15 protein-coding genes are annotated in these 18224 nt (G+C 27.3%); 3 read left to right on the forward strand and 12 right to left on the reverse strand.

What is annotated here, in order from left to right:
- Positions 1-63: 63 nt before the first annotated feature.
- The 6 genes from fusA to N8G13_RS02790 form a co-directional block, all read right to left on the reverse strand.
- Positions 64-2157, reverse strand: a complete 2094-nt coding sequence (gene fusA / locus N8G13_RS02765) for an elongation factor G (protein WP_262289371.1) — start codon at positions 2155-2157, stop codon at positions 64-66.
- Positions 2158-2236: 79 nt separating this feature from the next.
- Positions 2237-2707, reverse strand: a complete 471-nt coding sequence (rpsG, locus tag N8G13_RS02770; RefSeq protein WP_216489216.1) for a 30S ribosomal protein S7 — start codon at positions 2705-2707, stop codon at positions 2237-2239.
- Between the two features lie 45 nt (positions 2708-2752).
- Positions 2753-3169, reverse strand: a complete 417-nt coding sequence (gene rpsL / locus N8G13_RS02775; RefSeq protein WP_216536009.1) for a 30S ribosomal protein S12 — start codon at positions 3167-3169, stop codon at positions 2753-2755.
- Positions 3170-3349: 180 nt separating this feature from the next.
- The gene (locus tag N8G13_RS02780; protein WP_262289372.1) at positions 3350-4465 is read right to left on the reverse strand and encodes a hypothetical protein; all 1116 of its coding nucleotides are present in this window, start codon (positions 4463-4465) and stop codon (positions 3350-3352) included.
- A complete protein-coding gene (locus tag N8G13_RS02785) occupies positions 4458-5393 on the reverse strand; it encodes a hypothetical protein (RefSeq protein WP_262289373.1) in 936 nt (311 codons plus the stop codon). Before N8G13_RS02785 ends, N8G13_RS02780 begins: the two co-directional genes overlap by 8 nt.
- A 56-nt stretch (positions 5394-5449) precedes the next feature.
- Positions 5450-6355, reverse strand: coding sequence for an RluA family pseudouridine synthase (locus N8G13_RS02790; RefSeq protein ID WP_262289374.1), 906 nt, complete (start codon positions 6353-6355; stop codon positions 5450-5452).
- Between the two features lie 53 nt (positions 6356-6408).
- Here N8G13_RS02790 and N8G13_RS02795 point away from each other — a divergent pair, with 53 nt between their 5' ends.
- Positions 6409-6771, forward strand: coding sequence for a YigZ family protein (locus N8G13_RS02795; RefSeq protein ID WP_262289375.1), 363 nt, complete (start codon positions 6409-6411; stop codon positions 6769-6771).
- Here the strand turns inward: N8G13_RS02795 and pyk are convergent.
- A complete protein-coding gene (pyk, locus tag N8G13_RS02800; protein ID WP_262289376.1) occupies positions 6766-8154 on the reverse strand; it encodes a pyruvate kinase in 1389 nt (462 codons plus the stop codon). The genes N8G13_RS02795 and pyk overlap by 6 nt on opposite strands.
- Positions 8155-8269: 115 nt before the next feature.
- Between pyk and N8G13_RS02805 the strand changes: the two genes are divergently transcribed.
- Both N8G13_RS02805 and N8G13_RS02810 read left to right on the forward strand, forming a co-directional pair.
- The gene (locus N8G13_RS02805) at positions 8270-9463 is read left to right on the forward strand and encodes a phosphopentomutase (RefSeq protein WP_262289377.1); all 1194 of its coding nucleotides are present in this window, start codon (positions 8270-8272) and stop codon (positions 9461-9463) included.
- Positions 9463-10332 carry a Cof-type HAD-IIB family hydrolase gene (locus N8G13_RS02810; protein ID WP_262289378.1) on the forward strand — a complete coding sequence of 290 codons (870 nt, stop codon included), beginning with the start codon at positions 9463-9465 and terminating at the stop codon, positions 10330-10332. Before N8G13_RS02805 ends, N8G13_RS02810 begins: the two co-directional genes overlap by 1 nt.
- A 39-nt stretch (positions 10333-10371) precedes the next feature.
- Here N8G13_RS02810 and N8G13_RS02815 read toward each other — a convergent pair whose 3' ends face one another.
- From N8G13_RS02815 to N8G13_RS02835, 5 genes are all read right to left on the reverse strand, one after another.
- On the reverse strand, positions 10372-11700 hold the full coding sequence (locus tag N8G13_RS02815) for an ABC transporter ATP-binding protein (RefSeq protein ID WP_262289379.1): 1329 nt from the start codon (positions 11698-11700) through the stop codon (positions 10372-10374).
- Positions 11687-13132 carry an ABC transporter ATP-binding protein gene (locus N8G13_RS02820; RefSeq protein ID WP_391510164.1) on the reverse strand — a complete coding sequence of 482 codons (1446 nt, stop codon included), beginning with the start codon at positions 13130-13132 and terminating at the stop codon, positions 11687-11689. The genes N8G13_RS02815 and N8G13_RS02820 overlap by 14 nt, the downstream gene beginning before the upstream one ends.
- Before the next feature lie 80 nt (positions 13133-13212).
- The gene (locus N8G13_RS02825) at positions 13213-14193 is read right to left on the reverse strand and encodes an ABC transporter permease (protein ID WP_262289381.1); all 981 of its coding nucleotides are present in this window, start codon (positions 14191-14193) and stop codon (positions 13213-13215) included.
- A complete protein-coding gene (locus tag N8G13_RS02830; protein ID WP_262289382.1) occupies positions 14193-15272 on the reverse strand; it encodes an ABC transporter permease in 1080 nt (359 codons plus the stop codon). The genes N8G13_RS02825 and N8G13_RS02830 overlap by 1 nt, the downstream gene beginning before the upstream one ends.
- A gap of 7 nt (positions 15273-15279) precedes the next feature.
- Positions 15280-18219, reverse strand: a complete 2940-nt coding sequence (locus tag N8G13_RS02835) for an ABC transporter substrate-binding protein (protein ID WP_262289383.1) — start codon at positions 18217-18219, stop codon at positions 15280-15282.
- Positions 18220-18224 lie beyond the last annotated feature (5 nt).

Raw genomic sequence — 18224 nt, forward strand, 5'->3', positions numbered from 1 at the left:
TTAAAAATAAAAAAATGAAACACCTTTTATTTTGATGTTTCATTTTGAAAATAAGATATTTTATTAATCTTCTTCTACTTTTACTTTTCCACCACGTTTTTTGATGATTTCATCAGATAAGTTTTTTGGCATTTTTTCATAGTGATCAAATCACATTTGGTAATTTCCACGTCCTGCTGTCATAGAACGTAAATCTGTTGCATATCCAAACATTTCACTTAAAGGAATGTATGATTTAATAATGTGAACACCATCTGAACGTGTTTCATCTCCTCTAATTTGTCCTCTACGACGTGAAATATCACCCATAATATCTCCGAAGTAATCTTCAGGAACAGTAACTGCAACGTCCATGATTGGTTCTAATAATACAGTACCTAGTAGTTCTTTACCTTTTGTAAGTGATTTTGAAGCTGCAATTTTATAAGCTAATTCAGATGAATCGACATCATGGTATGATCCATCAAATAACGTAGCTTTAATATCAATCATTGGATAACCAGCTAAAATACCAATATCCATTTTTTCTTGTAATCCTTTTTGGATTGATTTAATGTATTCTTTTGGAATTTTTCCACCAACAATTTTATCTACGAATTCAAAACCACCATCTGGATTAGGTTCATATTTAATTCAAACATGTCCATATTGACCTTTTCCACCTGATTGTTTCTTGTGAATTCCTTCAACGTCTGCTGATTTTGTAATTGTTTCACGATAACTAACTTGAGGTGCTCCAACATTTACTTCAACACCAAATTCTCTTTTTAAACGGTCAACAATAATATCTAAGTGTAATTCACCCATACCTGCAATAATTGTTTGTCCTGTTTCTTCATCAGTGAATGTTCTAAATGTAGGATCTTCTGCTGATAATCTTTGTAATGCTAATGAAAGTTTTTCAGTAGCTGCTTTTGTAGCAGGTTCTAAAGCTTGTGAAATAACTGGTTCAGGGAATTCCATTTTTTCTAAAATAATTTCTGGAGATTTTTCAGCTATTAAAGTATCTCCTGTTGTTGTTGATTTTAAACCAACAGCAGCAGCTATATCACCTGTTCTAACTTCATCAATATCTTGACGTGAGTTAGCATGCATTTGTAAAATACGGCTAATTCTTTCTTTTTGATCTTTTGTTGAGTTTTTAACGTAGCTTCCTTTTTCTAAAACTCCTGCATAAACTCTAAAGAAAGTTAAGTTTCCAACATATGGGTCATTCATAACTTTGAATGCTAAAGCTGCAAATGGTTCTTCATCAGCTGCTTTAACATTTACTTCTTCTTCACCTAAATGACCTTTAATAGCAGGAACATCTAATGGACTTGGTAAATAATCAACAGCGGCATCAATCATTAATTTAACACCTTTGTTTTTAAATGCTGTACCACAAACTGCTGGGAAGAATTCACTTGTTAAAGTTGCTGTACGGATTGCTTTTTTTAATCTTTCAGCTGAAATTTCTTCGCCTTCTAATACTGACATCATAATTTCTTCATCATAGTCTGCAACGGCTTCGATAAGTTCATGACGTAGTAACATAACTTCGTCTTTTAAGTATTCTGGGATTTCAATGTCTTTCATTTTTTCTTCTGGTTGTCCATCGAACTCATAAGCTCTTAATTCAACCAAGTCAACTATTCCATTAAATTGTGATTCTTCACCAATATTTAATTGAATAGCATGACATTTTCCACCTAAACGTGATCTAACAGATTCAACTGAGTTTTTAAAACTTGCTCCAGCTTTATCCATTTTATTAACGAAAACAATTCTAGGTACTTTGTATGTTGTTGCTTGTCTTCAAACTGTTTCTGTTTGAGGCTCAACACCACTTTGAGCATCTAAAACTGCAACTGCACCATCAAGCACACGAAGTGAACGTTCAACTTCAACTGTAAAGTCAACGTGACCTGGTGTATCGATGATATTAATTCTTTTACCTTTTCAAAATGCTGTTGTTGCAGCAGAGGTTATTGTAATTCCTCTTTCTTGTTCTTGAACCATTCAGTCCATTTGGCTAGCACCTTCATGTGTTTCACCAATTTTATGTATTTTTCCTGTGTGATATAAAATACGTTCTGTAGTTGTTGTTTTTCCGGCATCGATGTGAGCCATAATTCCAATATTACGATAATTTTCTAATGGATATTCTCTTGACATATAAATCTATTTTTTCCTTTGCTTATTTTAATTATGATAATAATACGATATACTTAATAATTTTATTAAATAATTAAAATTATCATCTAAAATGAGCGAACGCTTTATTAGATTCGGCCATTTTGTGAGTGTCTTCACGTTTTTTAATTGATCCACCAATTTTATTTGATGCGTCAATAATTTCATTTGCTAAACGTAAATCCATTGTTTTTTCGCTTCTTAAACGTGAATATTGAATTAATCAACGTAAAGCTAAAGTTTGTTTTCTTCTAGCTGAAACTTCAACAGGAACTTGATAGTTACTTCCACCAATACGACGAGATCTAATTTCTAATTGTGGAGTAATATTTTCAATAGCTGTATTAAATACTTCCATTGGATCTTTTTGAGTTTTTTCTTTAATGATATCAAATGCTGAGTACAAGATATTTTCTGCTATAGATTTTTTTCCGTCTAACATAATTGTATTAATTAATTTAGTAACAATTTTAGAGTTGAAAATTGGATCTGCTAAAACATCACGCACTGGGGCTTGTCTTTTTCTTGACATAATTTCTCCTTTTTAAAATTTCTTTATAAATAGTAATTAATTTAATTAGTTAGCTTTTGGTCTTTTAGCACCATATCTTGAACGCCCTTGTTTACGATTATTAACTCCGGCTGTATCTTGTGTACCTCTAACGATTGTGTAACGTACCCCTGGTAAGTCTTTAACTTTTCCCCCTCTTATTAAAACTACTGAGTGTTCTTGTAAGTTATGTCCTTCTCCTGGGATATATGCTGTAACTTCCATACCATTTGAAAGTCTTACCCGAGCATATTTACGAGTAGCTGAGTTAGGTTTTTTAGGTGTCATTGTTCCTACCCGTGTACAAACACCACGTTTAAATGGTGCTGGGATTTTTTTCTCTTTTTTCAATAGTGAATTGTAAGATAATAATAAAGCAGGAGCTTTTGGTTTTACAACTTTATCTTTACGACCACTATTAATAAGTTGGCTAATTGTAGGCATTTTTTCCTTTCTTTTATTTTATTGATATTTTATACTGTGGAATTTAAAAAATAAATTCTTTATTATTATACAACAACTTATCCGGTGACAGTCAAAAAAATCAATTTTTTTATTCTAATTTTTTATTTTTAGAAATTCCAAAATTTTTTAAATAAAAATGCCACCAGGCATTTTGTTTTTTTACATCTTTAAAATAAGTTTTTTTCAAGCATTGCTTGCAATAACTTTTAAAATATCAGCAATATCAAGTTCTGACTGTAACTTATTATCTAAAGAATAAGATAATTGAATTGATGGATCAACACCTAAATAATTAATATCGTTTGTATTGGTTGTTAATGAAGAATTTTTTCTTTGATTTCTCATTAATGTCATATTTATATTTTTATAGTGATGTAATTGTGAATATGTTTCATTTATTTGATTATTATTTTTAATACTTTTTTCTACATCATTCATTCATTGAATTTGTTTTTCAATTGTTGAAGAATAATCATTTTCATAATCTATTTTAAAATTTCTTAATTTTTTTTGATCAAAATATGTTCCAAAAAATGTGAAATTTCTTACATAGAATTCATAATAATTTTTTATAAATTCCATTTCTAAAGCAAATTTATAAGCTTGTTGAAAATCTAATTGTTCAAAATTATTTAATTGATAAACTTTTTTTGCTAAAACTTTTGCGCCAAGAGGATTTTTAGATTTCATTGCTTCAATATCCACTCTCATTTCTTTTACAATTTCTTCATCTTTAAACTCTTCTTGAAGTTCTTTTTTAAGTTCAGAAACAAAATTTTTGTTTTTATATTTTGGATCATTAAATGCTTTTTTGTAAGCAACAAAGTTGTATAAGAAAGTTAATAAGGCATAAAGAAATGGTAATAACATTGTAAAATAAGTAAAAATAGATTTTGAACTAACATAATCAAATGATTCAGATTTAATTTCTTGACCATTTACTTTTGCTTCTTGAACACTTTTATAAAAAGCAGTTATATCATTTGAAAAATTAATAGCAGTTCAAATCATTATAACTACTAATAAAATTTGAAAAATAAATAAATTTATCAATGATGGTGTTGAAAATTTTAAACCGTAAATAAATGGTTTTTTTAATTTATCACCAGTTGCTCTTTTTGTATAATCTAAACTTTTTTGAAAATGAACTGAAAATTTTATTGCGATAAATAAACTTGTAACAAGAATAAATGTAAACAATAAAATAATTACATTGTTGTTGCTATTAGCTACTGTTGAAGTTGTTGCATTTTGTGCATTTTCAAAATTAATCATTAGTTTCACCTTTATTTTCTTTTGAAAGATAAATTTGAGCTATTTTAACTTTTAGTTGCACATCAGTTAAATCTTCAGTACCAAAAATATTTAATTTATTTGCAATTAAATTTAATTTTTCTCTATCAATATCTTTTAATTTTTGATAATAAATTGAAGTAATAATTTCAGGATTTTCTTTAAAAATATTAGTTTCTTCTTCGTTCATTTCTAATGGTTTAGTTGGTTGTTGTTTGGGTTGTGTTTCTGCATATTGTGAATTATAAGCATTGGTTTGATTTGCAAATCCAGTAAATAAATCATTAAATTGTGAATTTGGGTTTTTTGAAAATTGTTCTTCTAATGTTTTAGATTGTTCATATAATTTAGCCATTCTAAACATTTTTGTAATTTTACTACATTTTGAACCAATAAATAAATAACTCAATACATAAAATACAATATTAAAAATTGAAATAATAGAAAAATAATCGTTACTTTTCATTGTTGAAATTCTATATGGTAAATTTCAGTTGGTGATAATGTAAAAAATAATTAACACAACACTAAAAGTAAAGAATCCAGAATTAAACACTGAATAATCTTTTTTTTGTAAACTTCTTGAAAAGTTTGTAATAAATATGGCAAGCATAACACCAAACAAAATAAATGGTAAAGTTGCGCTTATAAATAAATAAGCCATTTGTTTTTGGGTATCAGAATTAAGTTCAGAAGCATTATAATCTTTATGTTCATTTAAGATAATGTTTTGAAATTCTGCATAATAATTTTCGCGAAAAGCAAAAACTATTGCTAAACCTGCAACCGCTAATAAAAAAGTAATTGCCAAGGCAATAGTAAATCAAATAAATCAAGGTCTATATTTTGATTTATCTTCTTGCATTAGTTCTTCTCTTGTTTTTTGATTACCAAACAAAAATGGATTCATCTTGTCTCCTTTAATATTTAAAATTATATAATAAACTCAATATTTATTTACAAATCTTATGAGTCCAAACCATGCAATTTTATATCTTTTTCCATTTTTCAAGGCATTTCAGTTTCAAAAGTCATCATTTCGCCGTTTGGGTGTTTAAATGTAATTTTGTATGCATGAAGCCTTTGATTAAATGAATCTTGTTTTTTTCCATATACTGGGTCACCATAAACTGGATGCTTGATATATGCTAAATGTACTCTAATTTGATGAGTTCTACCTGTTTTTAATTCACATTCTACTAAAGTTTTATCACTGTTATTAATATAAACTTGTTCTAAAACTCTTATTTTAGTTTGTGCTGGTTTTGAATTTACTTTTGTAACCGCCATTTTTTGACGATTTTTAGGGTCACGCCCAATTGGTAGATCTATATTTGTAATTTCATTTTCCATTACACCGTCAACTATTGCTAAATATTTTCGATCAATTTTATGATCTTTTAACTGACTTGCTAAAAATTGGTGTGTTTTATTATCTTTTGCAACTAACAATAAACCACTTGTATCTTTGTCTAAACGGTGTACGATTCCGAGTCTTAATAATCCATTTTCATTACTTAAATTATTTTTAAAGTGATACATTAAAGCATTAACTAATGTATTGTTGTAATTTCCTGGTGCAGGATGGGTTACCATTCCTGAGTGTTTGTTAACTACAATAAGTTTATCATCTTCATAAACTATATTTAAACTGATATTTTGTGCATCAACTGTAATTGTTTTATCAATTAATTTTTCAATTAAAATTTCTTGATTTTGAGAAACTACAAATTTATTTTTATTAATTTTTATTCCATCAACACTAACAGCACCTTGTCTGATTAATTCTTGTGCATCATTTCTGGTAATTTCTGAATTATTTGTAATGTATTTATCGATTCTATCGCTGTACTCTACTATTAATTTAATCATATTTAAAATTATAACTTTTATTGTAATTTATTTAGAAAATATATAATAAATATATGTTTGAACTAGTAATTAAAAAATCTCAATTTATAGCTTTTGCTTATAAAGTTGATTCAAAAAATGAAATAATGAAAATAAATGAAGAATTATGGAAATTACATCCAAAAGCTAGACACATTTGCTACGCTTATGTAATTTTTGAAAACGGCAAGTGAGAAGAAAAAGGTGATGATAATGGTGAACCTAAAGGTTCTGCAGGAACACCGCTTTTAAATCTTTTAAAACTACAAAAAAGAGAAAATATAGCAGTTTTTGTTATCAGATATTTTGGTGGAATTTTATTGGGAAAAAATAAATTGCCAGGAGCTTATATTAAGACAGCTTCTGGCGCATTAAAAATATTAGATAACAATTTATAATTTTATAATTTCATATTTTTTTGTATCTAAATTAAATAAATCATGAAGTTTTTTAGAAATGTTATTTGTTTTACACATTTCTACAAAATCTTCTTCAGTTTCTTTTATTGAAAAAACATTATTTAAAATACCTATTTTAGTATGCATACTAGATTCGTTGAAAATAGCAATAATATTTGCATATAATTTATATTTTGAAAGGGTTTTTAATTTTTTATAATCAGAAATTAAACAAAAAACATAATCTTCTTTTTTGTAATATACTTCTTTTGCTATATCATATGCTCATTTAGAATCATCACTTGAATTAATTAAAATTTCTCAAATATAATCTAAATATTGTTTTTCATTTGCAAAAAAATCTTCATTTGCTTGATTGTTAATTTGTTTCATTGTTTTAACAGCTTCTATTGGAAAATTACCACTTGCAGTTTCACCACTTAACATAGTTGCATCAGCACCTAATAATGTAGCTCAATAAACATCCGTTACTTCTGCTCTTGTAGGTAGAGGGTTTTTTTCCATTGAATCTAACATTTGGGTTGCAACAATAACTTCTTTTTTTGCAATATTACATTTTTTTATAATCATTTGTTCGTATTGAGGCACTTTGTAATAATCAACTTCCAGACCTAAATCACCTCTAGCAATCATAATTGAATCTGAATATTCAATAATTTCATCGATATTATCAATACCCATTTGTGATTCAATTTTTGAACAAATTTGAATATTTTGTCCGCCATGTTCATCTAAAAAAACACGTAAATCTTGTAAGTTTTTTTTGCTATTTACAAAACTAGCAGCAACTATATCAACTCCATATTCAATTCCAAACAATAAATCATTTTTATCTTTTTCACTTAAAAAAGGTAAACTAAACTCAATATCTGGAATATTTATTCTTTTGTTTGTTTTTAAAAAATGTTGATTTTGAGTTTTTACTGTAACAATATTGTTTTTTATTTCAATTACGGTTGTTTTTAATTTTCCATCATCTAATAAAACAACATCACCGATTTTTAAATTAAGATGCATATCGTAATTAACTGCAACTTGGTGAAAATTACCTACCATATTTTTAAAAACTTCTTCACCACAGACTAAATTAAATTCTTGATTTTTTGAAATTATTTGACCATCATTTTCTATTTTTCCAATTCTTATCTCAGGACCTTTTGTATCTAAAATTAAAGATACATTTGTGTTTAATTCTTTTGCAATTTGTCTTGCTAAATCATATTTTTTTATGTGATCTTGTCCAGTTCCATGACTAAAATTAGCTCTTATTGCCGTTACTCCTGATGCTATTAGTTGTTTCATTGTTTCATAATTATCACTTGCAGGACCTGCTGTTGCAATTATTTTAGTTTTTTGTTTCATTTTTTCCCTTTCTTGTCTTTATAATTATCTTTAATTTTATCTTATTAGGTCTATATTTTTGATATTTAATATAAAATTAATATATAACTTACAAATTAAATATTTAAGGAATAGTATGAAAAAATTTAAACGTATTTTTATGTTGGTAACTGATGGTTTAGGTATTGGTGAAGAACCTAGACAAGAAGAATTTAATGATAAAGGAGCAAATAGTTTCTTACATGCTTCTGAAGTTTTGGAATTTCAAATTCCAACATGAAAAAAATTAGGTATTACAGAAATTGCTAAAGTAGCAGGTCATAACAAAAGAAATAAAAATCCATTAGCTTACATGGCAAGAATACATGAAATGTCAAATGGTAAAGATACATTAACAGGTCACTGAGAAATGATGGGAATTTTAACAAAGGTGCCAAGTCCTCAATTTATTGAAAATGGTTTTCCACAAGAGCTTGTAAATGAATTATCAAAAGCTTGAGATGGAAGAAAAATTATTGGAAATAGAGCAGCTAGTGGGACTGTTATTTTAAAAGAACTAGGACAAAGATCACTTGAAACAGGAGAAATTATTATTTATACTTCGCCTGATAGTACTTTACAAATTTGTGGACATGAAAAATATTTAGGTTTAGATAAACTATATGAATATTCAAAAAAAGCTCGAGAAATTTGTTCAAGTAGACCTGAATGAAATGTTGCTCGTATTATAGCTAGACCATATATTGGTGAAAATGGAAATTTTACAAGAACATTTAACCGTCATGATTATGCAAATAAACCACCTAAAAAAACATTATTAAATGAACTTCAAGAAAAAGGAATAGAAACAATTGGAGTTGGAAAAATAAAAGATATTTTTACAGGTGAGGGAATAGATACTATCTATGGTCCTGCAAGTGATGATGAAAATATGGATGTTGCTATTGAAATTGCTACACAAAATACTGAAAATCAATTCATTTTTGTTAATTTAGTGCAATTTGACAGTCATTATGGACACAGAAGAAATCCTGAAGGATATTCAGAAAATATTTCAAGATTTGATATTAAATTAACAAAATTAATTAATGCAATGAAAGAAGATGATTTACTATTAATTACCTCAGATCACGGAAATGATCCAACATGACCAGGAAGCGATCATACTCGTGAAGCATTACCACTTACAATTTTTTCTAAATCATTTAAACAACCAAAAATTTTCACAAGACCTTTAAACGGTTTAGGAACAGCGGGAAATATTGTTGCAAGAAACTTTGAGTGTAACCTACTTGAAACAGGTGAAGATGTTTTTGAGGAGTTAATTTAATGAATAATTTAAAATTACCATTAATTTTCACTGACATGGATGGTACATTGTATGGTTCAAGTTTTAAAGCATCACAAGAAACAATTAATGATATTGAATTTGCAATTACCAAAAGCGAAGAAAACCCAAGACCTGCTTTGTTTAGTTTATGCACAGGAAATCCTGTTTTTGAAAGAGTAAAAAATGTTGGAAATCAATTAAAAGCTAAATATTTAATTGGTTCAACTGGTGCAAATATTTTTGATATGGAAACAAATGAGTTTATTTATCAAAAAACAATTAGTGATGAAGATGCTCAAAAAATTATTGATTTTGCTAATGAAAATCAATTTGAAATTGTTTTTTGAAATTCAAATCAATATTTTTACTTAAATTATAGCAATCAAGAAGCATTAGAAGCTACTTTAAATTATCATTTTGATACTGACGAAGGAAAAAATATTGTACAAAAATACACAAATCAAGAAATCAAAGACATTATAAAAATTGAATTTTCAAGTCAAGTTGAAAACTTTAAGAAAATAACTGACTTTTTAAAAAATCTTAATGTGTATTTTATTGAAACAGCTTCTAATGTTGAAATTATGGCAAAAAACGTTTCTAAAGGTAGTGCTATTAAATATATAGTCGAAACATTTTATAAAGATGAATTGAGTTTAGAAGATGTATTTTGTGCAGGTGATAGTAGAAATGATATCGATATGTTAAAGATTTGCGGTTTTTCATATGCAATGGCAAATAGTCCACAAGTAGTAAAAGATGCAGCTAACTACCACACTTCAAGCGTTGAACAAAACGGTTTAGGTGAGGCAATTATCGATTATTTATACCGTTTTAATAAAGTTATTAAAAAATTCTTATTACATTAATAAAATAAAAATCAAGACCGATAAAATCTTGATTTTTTATTATTTAATTATTTTACTTTTGTAATTTTTAGCACTTTCTTTAAAAGAAGGAAATTCTTTATCGCTTGCTAAAACAAAGTGATTATTAGAAATCTTTTGTCATTTAGGTTGATTTTGTTCATCATATTCATGAATTGATGGATCGTAAGCCTTACCAACTAATGAACCTCTTTCAGCTTCAATAGAAGGAACTGCATCTAATAAGCTTTGGGTATATGGATGGTGTGGATTTTTAATGATTTCAGTAGTTGAACCAACTTCAAGCAATGTTCCTTTATTCATAACAGCAATACGATCTGAAATATATTCAACCATTCTTAAGTCGTGAGCAATAAATAAAATTGTTAAGTTATATTTTTCTTTTAATTCTTTAAATATATTGATAACTTGTGCTTGAATAGACACATCAAGTGCAGAAATAGGTTCATCAGCAATTAGGAGTTGTGGCTGTAAAATTATGGCTCTACAAATACCAATACGTTGCTGTTGACCTCCTGAAAATTCAAGAGGATATCTATTTAAAACCGAATCATCCAACCCAACAGATTTTAAAATATCTAAAACTAAATGTTGTTTTGCTTGTTTTTCTGAAATATTGTTTGAATCAATTCTTTGTTGTTTTAATTCATTGAATAACTGTGTTAATTGATCATTTTTTAGTGAAATAACTTTATTATAAAATTCTTCATAAAATGTTTTAAATATTAAATCAGATTCCTGTAATAATGACTTTTCTAAGTCTTGTTCAAATTTACCAAAAAATTCAGGATTTTTTTCTTTAGATAGGAATGCATAAATTTGTTTTTTTGCTTGCTGATCAAAATTATATAAATAAATGCTTTTTGAATTTTTTGTATTGGTTAAACCTTCAGAAATAATATATTCAACATTTTTAAAAGGGTTTAAACTATTAGTTGGATCTTGGAAAATCATTTGCACTTTATTAACCATAAAATCAATAATTTCTTTCCCTTTTTTAGATCATTTAAACACTTTATTTAAATTTTTAGGAATTTGTTTTCCTAAAATTTTTATCTCGCCAAAACTATGCGGAGTTAAACCAATAATAGCACGTCCTGCAGTTGTTTTACCAGAACCAGATTCACCAACTAATCCTAATACTTCACCTTTATAAATATTTAAATTAAAGTCTTTTAAGGCTGTAAATGCTTTAGTTCCACTACCATAAGTTACATCCATGTTTCTTATTTCTACTATTGTAGGCTTATCAACAGAATTTAGCATTTCTTCTGTACCTTCTCTTATTTCACGATAAAGAGTTCTACCAAAACTTTTTTGTTCTTTATAAATATTTTTAGTTTTGTCCATCTTGAACCTCTTTTGCTTTTAAGTTTAATACTTCTTTATTGTGTTCTTCAATTTTAGCTAAATCTTCTTGATAAGTTTTTTGATCAACAAAAATGTTTTCATGTAATAAGTGTAAACGATTAAAATATCTTTTTCAAAGATTTTGAATAATCTTTGGTGGAATATAATGTGGAGCTTTTTTGTCTAAAAGACTTGATTTGACAATATGTGTTGGCGAAACAAAGTAATAATCAGATTCTTCTTCTAAATCTTTACCTAAAGCATAATCACTTCTTATTGCAAAAGCATCACCTTTAATTTCATTTAATGAAGAAGGAACTGCACCTTTAATAACATTTAATCTTTCATCATTATTATAATCTGGCATTGATGAAATTAAACCTCATGTATATGGGTGTTGTGGGTGCATTAGAACTTCTTCACAAGTACCTGATTCAATAATTTGTCCAGCATACATAATATTAATAAATTCAGCAATTGATGCAACAATTCCTAAGTCATGAGTAATAAAAGCAATTGCAATATGGAATTTTTCTTGTAATTCTCTTACTATATCTAAAACAAGAGCTTGAACAGTAGGATCAAGAGCAGTTGTGGGTTCATCCATAACAAGAATTTTAGGTTTTAAACTAACAATAGCAGCAATTGCAATCCGTTGAATCATTCCTCCTGAAAGTTCATGAGGATATAAATTCATAACTTTTTGTGGATTAGAAATTTTAGCCATTTCTAAATATTTAATTGCTTCTGCTACTGCTTCTTTTTTTGTTTTTACAATTTTATTTATTAACATACCTTCTGTAATTTGTTTTCCTACTTTCATAGTAGGATCTAAAATAGACATTGGATTTTGAAATACTGCACTAACAATCCGACCTCTTAATTTTGATTTTTCTCAGTTATATAAATTAAAATTATGAACTTCTAAACCATATAATTTAACACTACCAGATTCAATAATTGCATTTGTTCCTGTTAAACCATATAAAAGTGAGGTAATAACTGATTTTCCTGAACCTGACTCGCCAATAATTGCATGAATTTTACCTTCATAAATCTTTAAACTTGGTCCACGTAAAACTAAGTTTTTTTCTTTAGGATTTGCAGGATTTTTAAAAGTTAAATAAATATCTTCAATTTCTGCTGCAACTTTTAGTTTATTACCTAAAATATTTTCAACTTTCGCATTATCTAGATATTCTTGAAAATCAAATAAATTAGATTGTTTTTTAAATGTAAATAATTTTTGTGTCTTTTTTGCGACATTTTTTCATAAATCAACTGTATTTCTCACAAAAGATTTGTTTTTATCTTTTCTTACTTCAAGTAAATTTTTAGGGTGTGGTTTTGCTAGTTTTTTAATAACTTCTGGATAAAGTGGTGTATATACATCTTTATCTAATGAAGTTTCTGTTTTAAGAGAGGTTTTTAAAATTTCTTCATAGTATTCAATTTTTTGTTGATATGAAAGGTTTTTTCAATCTTTTTCAATATTGTTTGCCATATTTTATCCTATCTTTGTCTTAATAATGAATCTTGAATACTTGTAGAAATTAATTGAATTGTTGTTGTTAATAAAACTAGCATCATAGAAGGAAGTAATACATATCTAGGATAAGCAGTAAATACTTTTGCTCCTTCTGAAATTAAATTACCCAATGTTGGAATATCTATACTTAAACCAATAAATGCAAGTGATGTTTCACTCAAAATAACTCCAGGAATATGGAAAACTATTTCAGTAACTAATAAAGGAATTACAACTGGTAAATAGTTTAAAAGAATTTTATATGTAGGGGTTCCTAAAACACTTGAAGCAGAAACTCATTCAAATGATTTTGCTCTTAAAACTTGTGAGCGCATTTGGTTTGCTATGTGTGTTCATGAAGTAAATGTTAAAGCAAAAACAATAACTCAGAATGTTGGTTGTCAAACAATTGTTATAACAATCAAAATAATAATTGATGGAACATTTGAAATTATTTTAATAATGTAAGTCATAATAGTATCAAATATTCTAAAATGGCCCATCATAATTCCAATTAATAAACCAACAAAAACTTGAATAATTGTTGTTACTAGAGCAAGTGCTAATGAATATCTTAAACCTCATCATAATCTTGCAAATAAATCACGTCCTAAATAATCAGTTCCAAATATTGAATTACCTTCAAAAAAGTTTTGGTATTTATTTTCAATGTGTAATGTGTCAGGATTTTTAGTAAAAAATGGAATAAATATTGCACAAATAACAATTGTTAAAAATAAAACCATCCCAAATACACCAGCAAAACTTCTTGAGTATCTATAAAATAGTTCAATTCATTTGTTTTGCTGTTTTTTTATGTTACTTGATTCATGATACTCAAGCAAATTGCCAATTATTTCCCACTTTTTATAGTTTATTGGTTGAATAAATTTATTAGGTGCCAATTCCTTACCATGTTCGTTGTTAGGTGATACATGTGTTTGTTTTTTAAATATTTTAAACATTATCTTGAACTCCTTCTAACACGAGGATCAATTAATTTATATAAAGCATCACGACATGTATATGAAAGAATTGTAATTAATGAAAATAGTGTAACCATAAATAAAATAATATTATAGTCTTTTGAAGTTATAGCATTTAATAACAATCCACCACTACCAGTAATGAAGAATATTTGTTCAACAAACAAACTACCTATAAAGCTACCGAAAATAACTACAGGGAAGAATGTTGCAATTGGAAATAGTGAAGGTTTTAAAGCATGAGTTCAAACAAATCTTGATTTTGATAATCCTTTTAAATAACAGAATTTAGCATGTTGTGAATTTAATTCACGGTTTAATTCTGTTCTAATATATTTAATATACACAATAATTGAACCAAGAGATAATGCTAAACCAGGTAAGACATAAGTTGCAATATCAGTTTCTACATATAAATAAGGTATATTTAATGTTCTACCGATCAATAATAATCAAAGAGCAAAAACTAATGATGGAATAGATGAAAATATAGAAACAACCACAGTGGCTATATGGTCAGGCATCTTATCAGGATTCATACCTACATAAACACCGACAGGAATTCCAATTACTAAAGTTAACATAACTGAAAATATTCCGATTAAAAATGATTTATAAAATCTGATTCACACAAAATCATTAATACTTTGACCAGGAAAGACTGAATACGAAATTCCAAAATCTCCCCTTAATAAGTTTTGAAGATAAATTAAATATCTATCAAACAATGGTTTATCTAATCCATAAGCAGCTTCTATTGCTTTTTTAGAAGTTTCATCTAATCCTGTTGTTAAAGTTGTAGAACCTGGAATTGAATTAATTAAAAAGAATGTAATTGTAACAACAATTCATGAAATTGTAAAAAATTCAAAAGCCATAATAAAGAATCTTTTTAATGAACGTAAAAGTCTTGATTGAAAACTGAAAATATCTTTAATTGGTGAATTTTTTGGCTTAATTTTTCCAACAAAATCAACATATGAAGGTTTTTCAATAATTTTAGAACTTTTAAAAGTAATTTTTTTCTCTTTGAGAAGTTGCGTAATATTTTTTTTCATATTTCTCCTATTTAATTAATGTTGGTAGTGATGCTTTTGGTGGATTTAACACATCATAAGCATATTGTAATGAATAAGTATATAAACTACTTGCTCCATTAATACGTGAAACTTCTCAATAAGTATCTACTTCCATTAATGGAATAACAGGTGCAGCTTCTCTTACTATTTTTTCAAATCCAGCAATTACAGAAAAACCAATGACTTCAGTTCACCCATCTTGCTTTTCTTGTTCTGTAAATTGACTAGTTAAGAATTTCATATGACGTTGAGTGTAATCGTTTATATCTTCATTGTTATACATAACAGATAAATCAACAATCTTATCTCAAACATCTGGGTGTTTTGGTTTTGTACCTAAAATTCTCAGCCTTTGTTTTAATTCTTCAATATGTTTTTTATCTTCTTCATTTTTTATTACTAAATTATTATTTTCATCTCTTGAATATCCTAATTTTGTAAAATAATCATGATATGTTCAACTACCTGATGGATTATTTCTAAATCCGGTAGTTTTTTGTTGTTCAGTTTTGATTTCATCTGGTTTTAAAAATACTCTTATATATGAATAAATATCACTTCCAAATGTATCAAAGTTACGATAAATTAAGTCATATTTACCTGTGGTTCTTCAATCTTCATAAACGTTTTCAGGTAAGTTTTTTACCTCAATTTTAATAAAGTCACCAAATGCTTTGGACATAAAGTCTTTAATTGCTAATCCAGCATTTTTTTGTTCATCTGTTGAGTTTGAAATGTATTTTAATGTAACTTCTTTTACATCTGGGTGTTTTTTCTTAAATGCATCTAAAAAGCTTCTTGCTACATCTAAATGATAACCTTTATCAGTTCTATCAACTGTTTCAAAACGCATTGTTTTTGAAATATGATCTATATGTGTGTAGTTTTGAACTGGAATAGGAATTCCTCAATTATTTTCTTTTGCTTTAGCTTCGGCTTGTTTGTAAATAAATTTATTTAAGTAATTTGTTTTATCTGCTTCATTTTCAGGATATGAACCATATTTTGTATACATAAAGTCATGATCAAATCCAGATTCAACTGCATCTCCAAAACTAGAAGAAGCTTGACCAAATGCAGTTCAGGTTATAACTGGAAATGATGTACTTCAACCAACAATATGTAACATTTCATTACGGTTAATTGCATAATAAATTGCATTTCTTAAATCAATGTCATTTACATATGATTCACCATTAGTTTCTTTATCTAAGTTAAATGCAAGTGCAATTGTTCCAAATCCAGTTGATTTATTCATATATTTACGTTTTGCAGGATCTGATCAATATTGTCATTGCAATACTGGTGGTATTTTTGTTGTAGAAATATAACCTTCTTCAAACATTGCTGAATTAATATTAACGTCATTTGAAAAGTAAATTTTTATTTTATTACTTATTGTTTTAGAAGCTGAATAATATTGATTATTTTTAGATAACTCAATATATCCTTGTGGTCCTAAAACCAAATCTTGTATATTAAAAGGTCCATTTGTTAAAAAGTTTTCATTTTTTAAACCAAATTCCCTAATTCCTCCAATTGATTCAACAAATAATCTATTAATAGGAATAATTGTTGAACTTATATCTTGATATGCATTATTCACTGTAGTGGGTTGGTATTCATCATATGCAACTCTTAGTGTATATTCATCTAATGCTAAAACACGACTCTGGAAGTATGCTTTTGGATCTAATCTTTTTATAAAATCATTGTTTAAAGTTGTTTGTCCATTTGGAACTAAATTTTTATAAAGTTTATTTACTTCTTGTGTATATTGTTCAACATTATCTTCATTGTATGATATATCACCTAATTTATGTTTTAATTCAAATGATTGATTTAAAAGTTTTCTAAATTCCTGTGAAGGTTTTTGTTTTCTATCAAAATATAAATATTTTTTAACTTTTGTTGGAATTCTTTGTGGAATATTTTCAAGTTCTGCTTCTGAATGTAAATCTAATGAATACTCTGGATTAGGCAACATTAAAATTGTTTCATCGGCTTCAAAATCAAAGTCAGGTGAATAAGGTATTGCAGCTAAAACATCACGATTTGATCAATTTCAGTACATTCTACCTGAATAAAATCCTAAATTTAATGCTGTATCTTTAATTAATTTAACATCTTCTTCATCACCCTCAACTTGACTTGCTCATGGTTCATAAAATGGATTAAACACATCATAAACTCATTTGCCGTTTTGCTTAATAATTGGTGGATAAGCAAAAGGGTTTTTATAAGCTACATTGTGTTTTTGAATGTATCTTTGTTGTGCTTCGATCATTTCTGAAGAAGATTGAAATTTTCTTTGCAAAATATTAGTTACTTTTTGTGAACCTGTTTCAAGGTCTAAAATATAGTGCATTGCATCAATGTAATCATCAGCAGTAACAACATCACCATTACTTCATTTACTTTGTCCATCATTTAAAAATACATTTAATGATAAGAATTTATTTGTTGGAGTTGTAATTGCATTTACTGAATAATATTCAGTTTGATCAGTAGCTATTGTTCCTGGTGCAGAACCAAAGTTATCTAATGAATAAAAAGTACCCGAATTTTCCGGATTAGGATTTTCTTCTAAATACTCATCTAAAGTTCCATTTTCAGAAGTTTGATAAATTCCTAAATACATTTTTGGTATGTTCGCTAATCTTTTAATTGTTTCATTAGGACCATTTTTAACAGGAGGTTCTACTAAAGATGGAAGAATTTTATTAACAGAAGGATATTTAATGTAATTTAATGAGTTAATTGGGTCAGTAGCTAAACCTAAATCATAATTTTTACGTGTAGATCTAATTTTTTCTAAAGCGGCTTGTTCAGGAGTTAATGAATTTTGACCACAAGCAACAACACTTAATGGTAACGCAATTGTTGCAAGCGGTAATGACAATAATAGTATTTTTTTTGCTTTCATGTTTC

Source organism: Mycoplasma zalophi (assembly GCF_025486335.1).
GTDB lineage: Bacteria > Bacillota_I > Bacilli_A > Mycoplasmatales > Metamycoplasmataceae > Metamycoplasma > Metamycoplasma zalophi.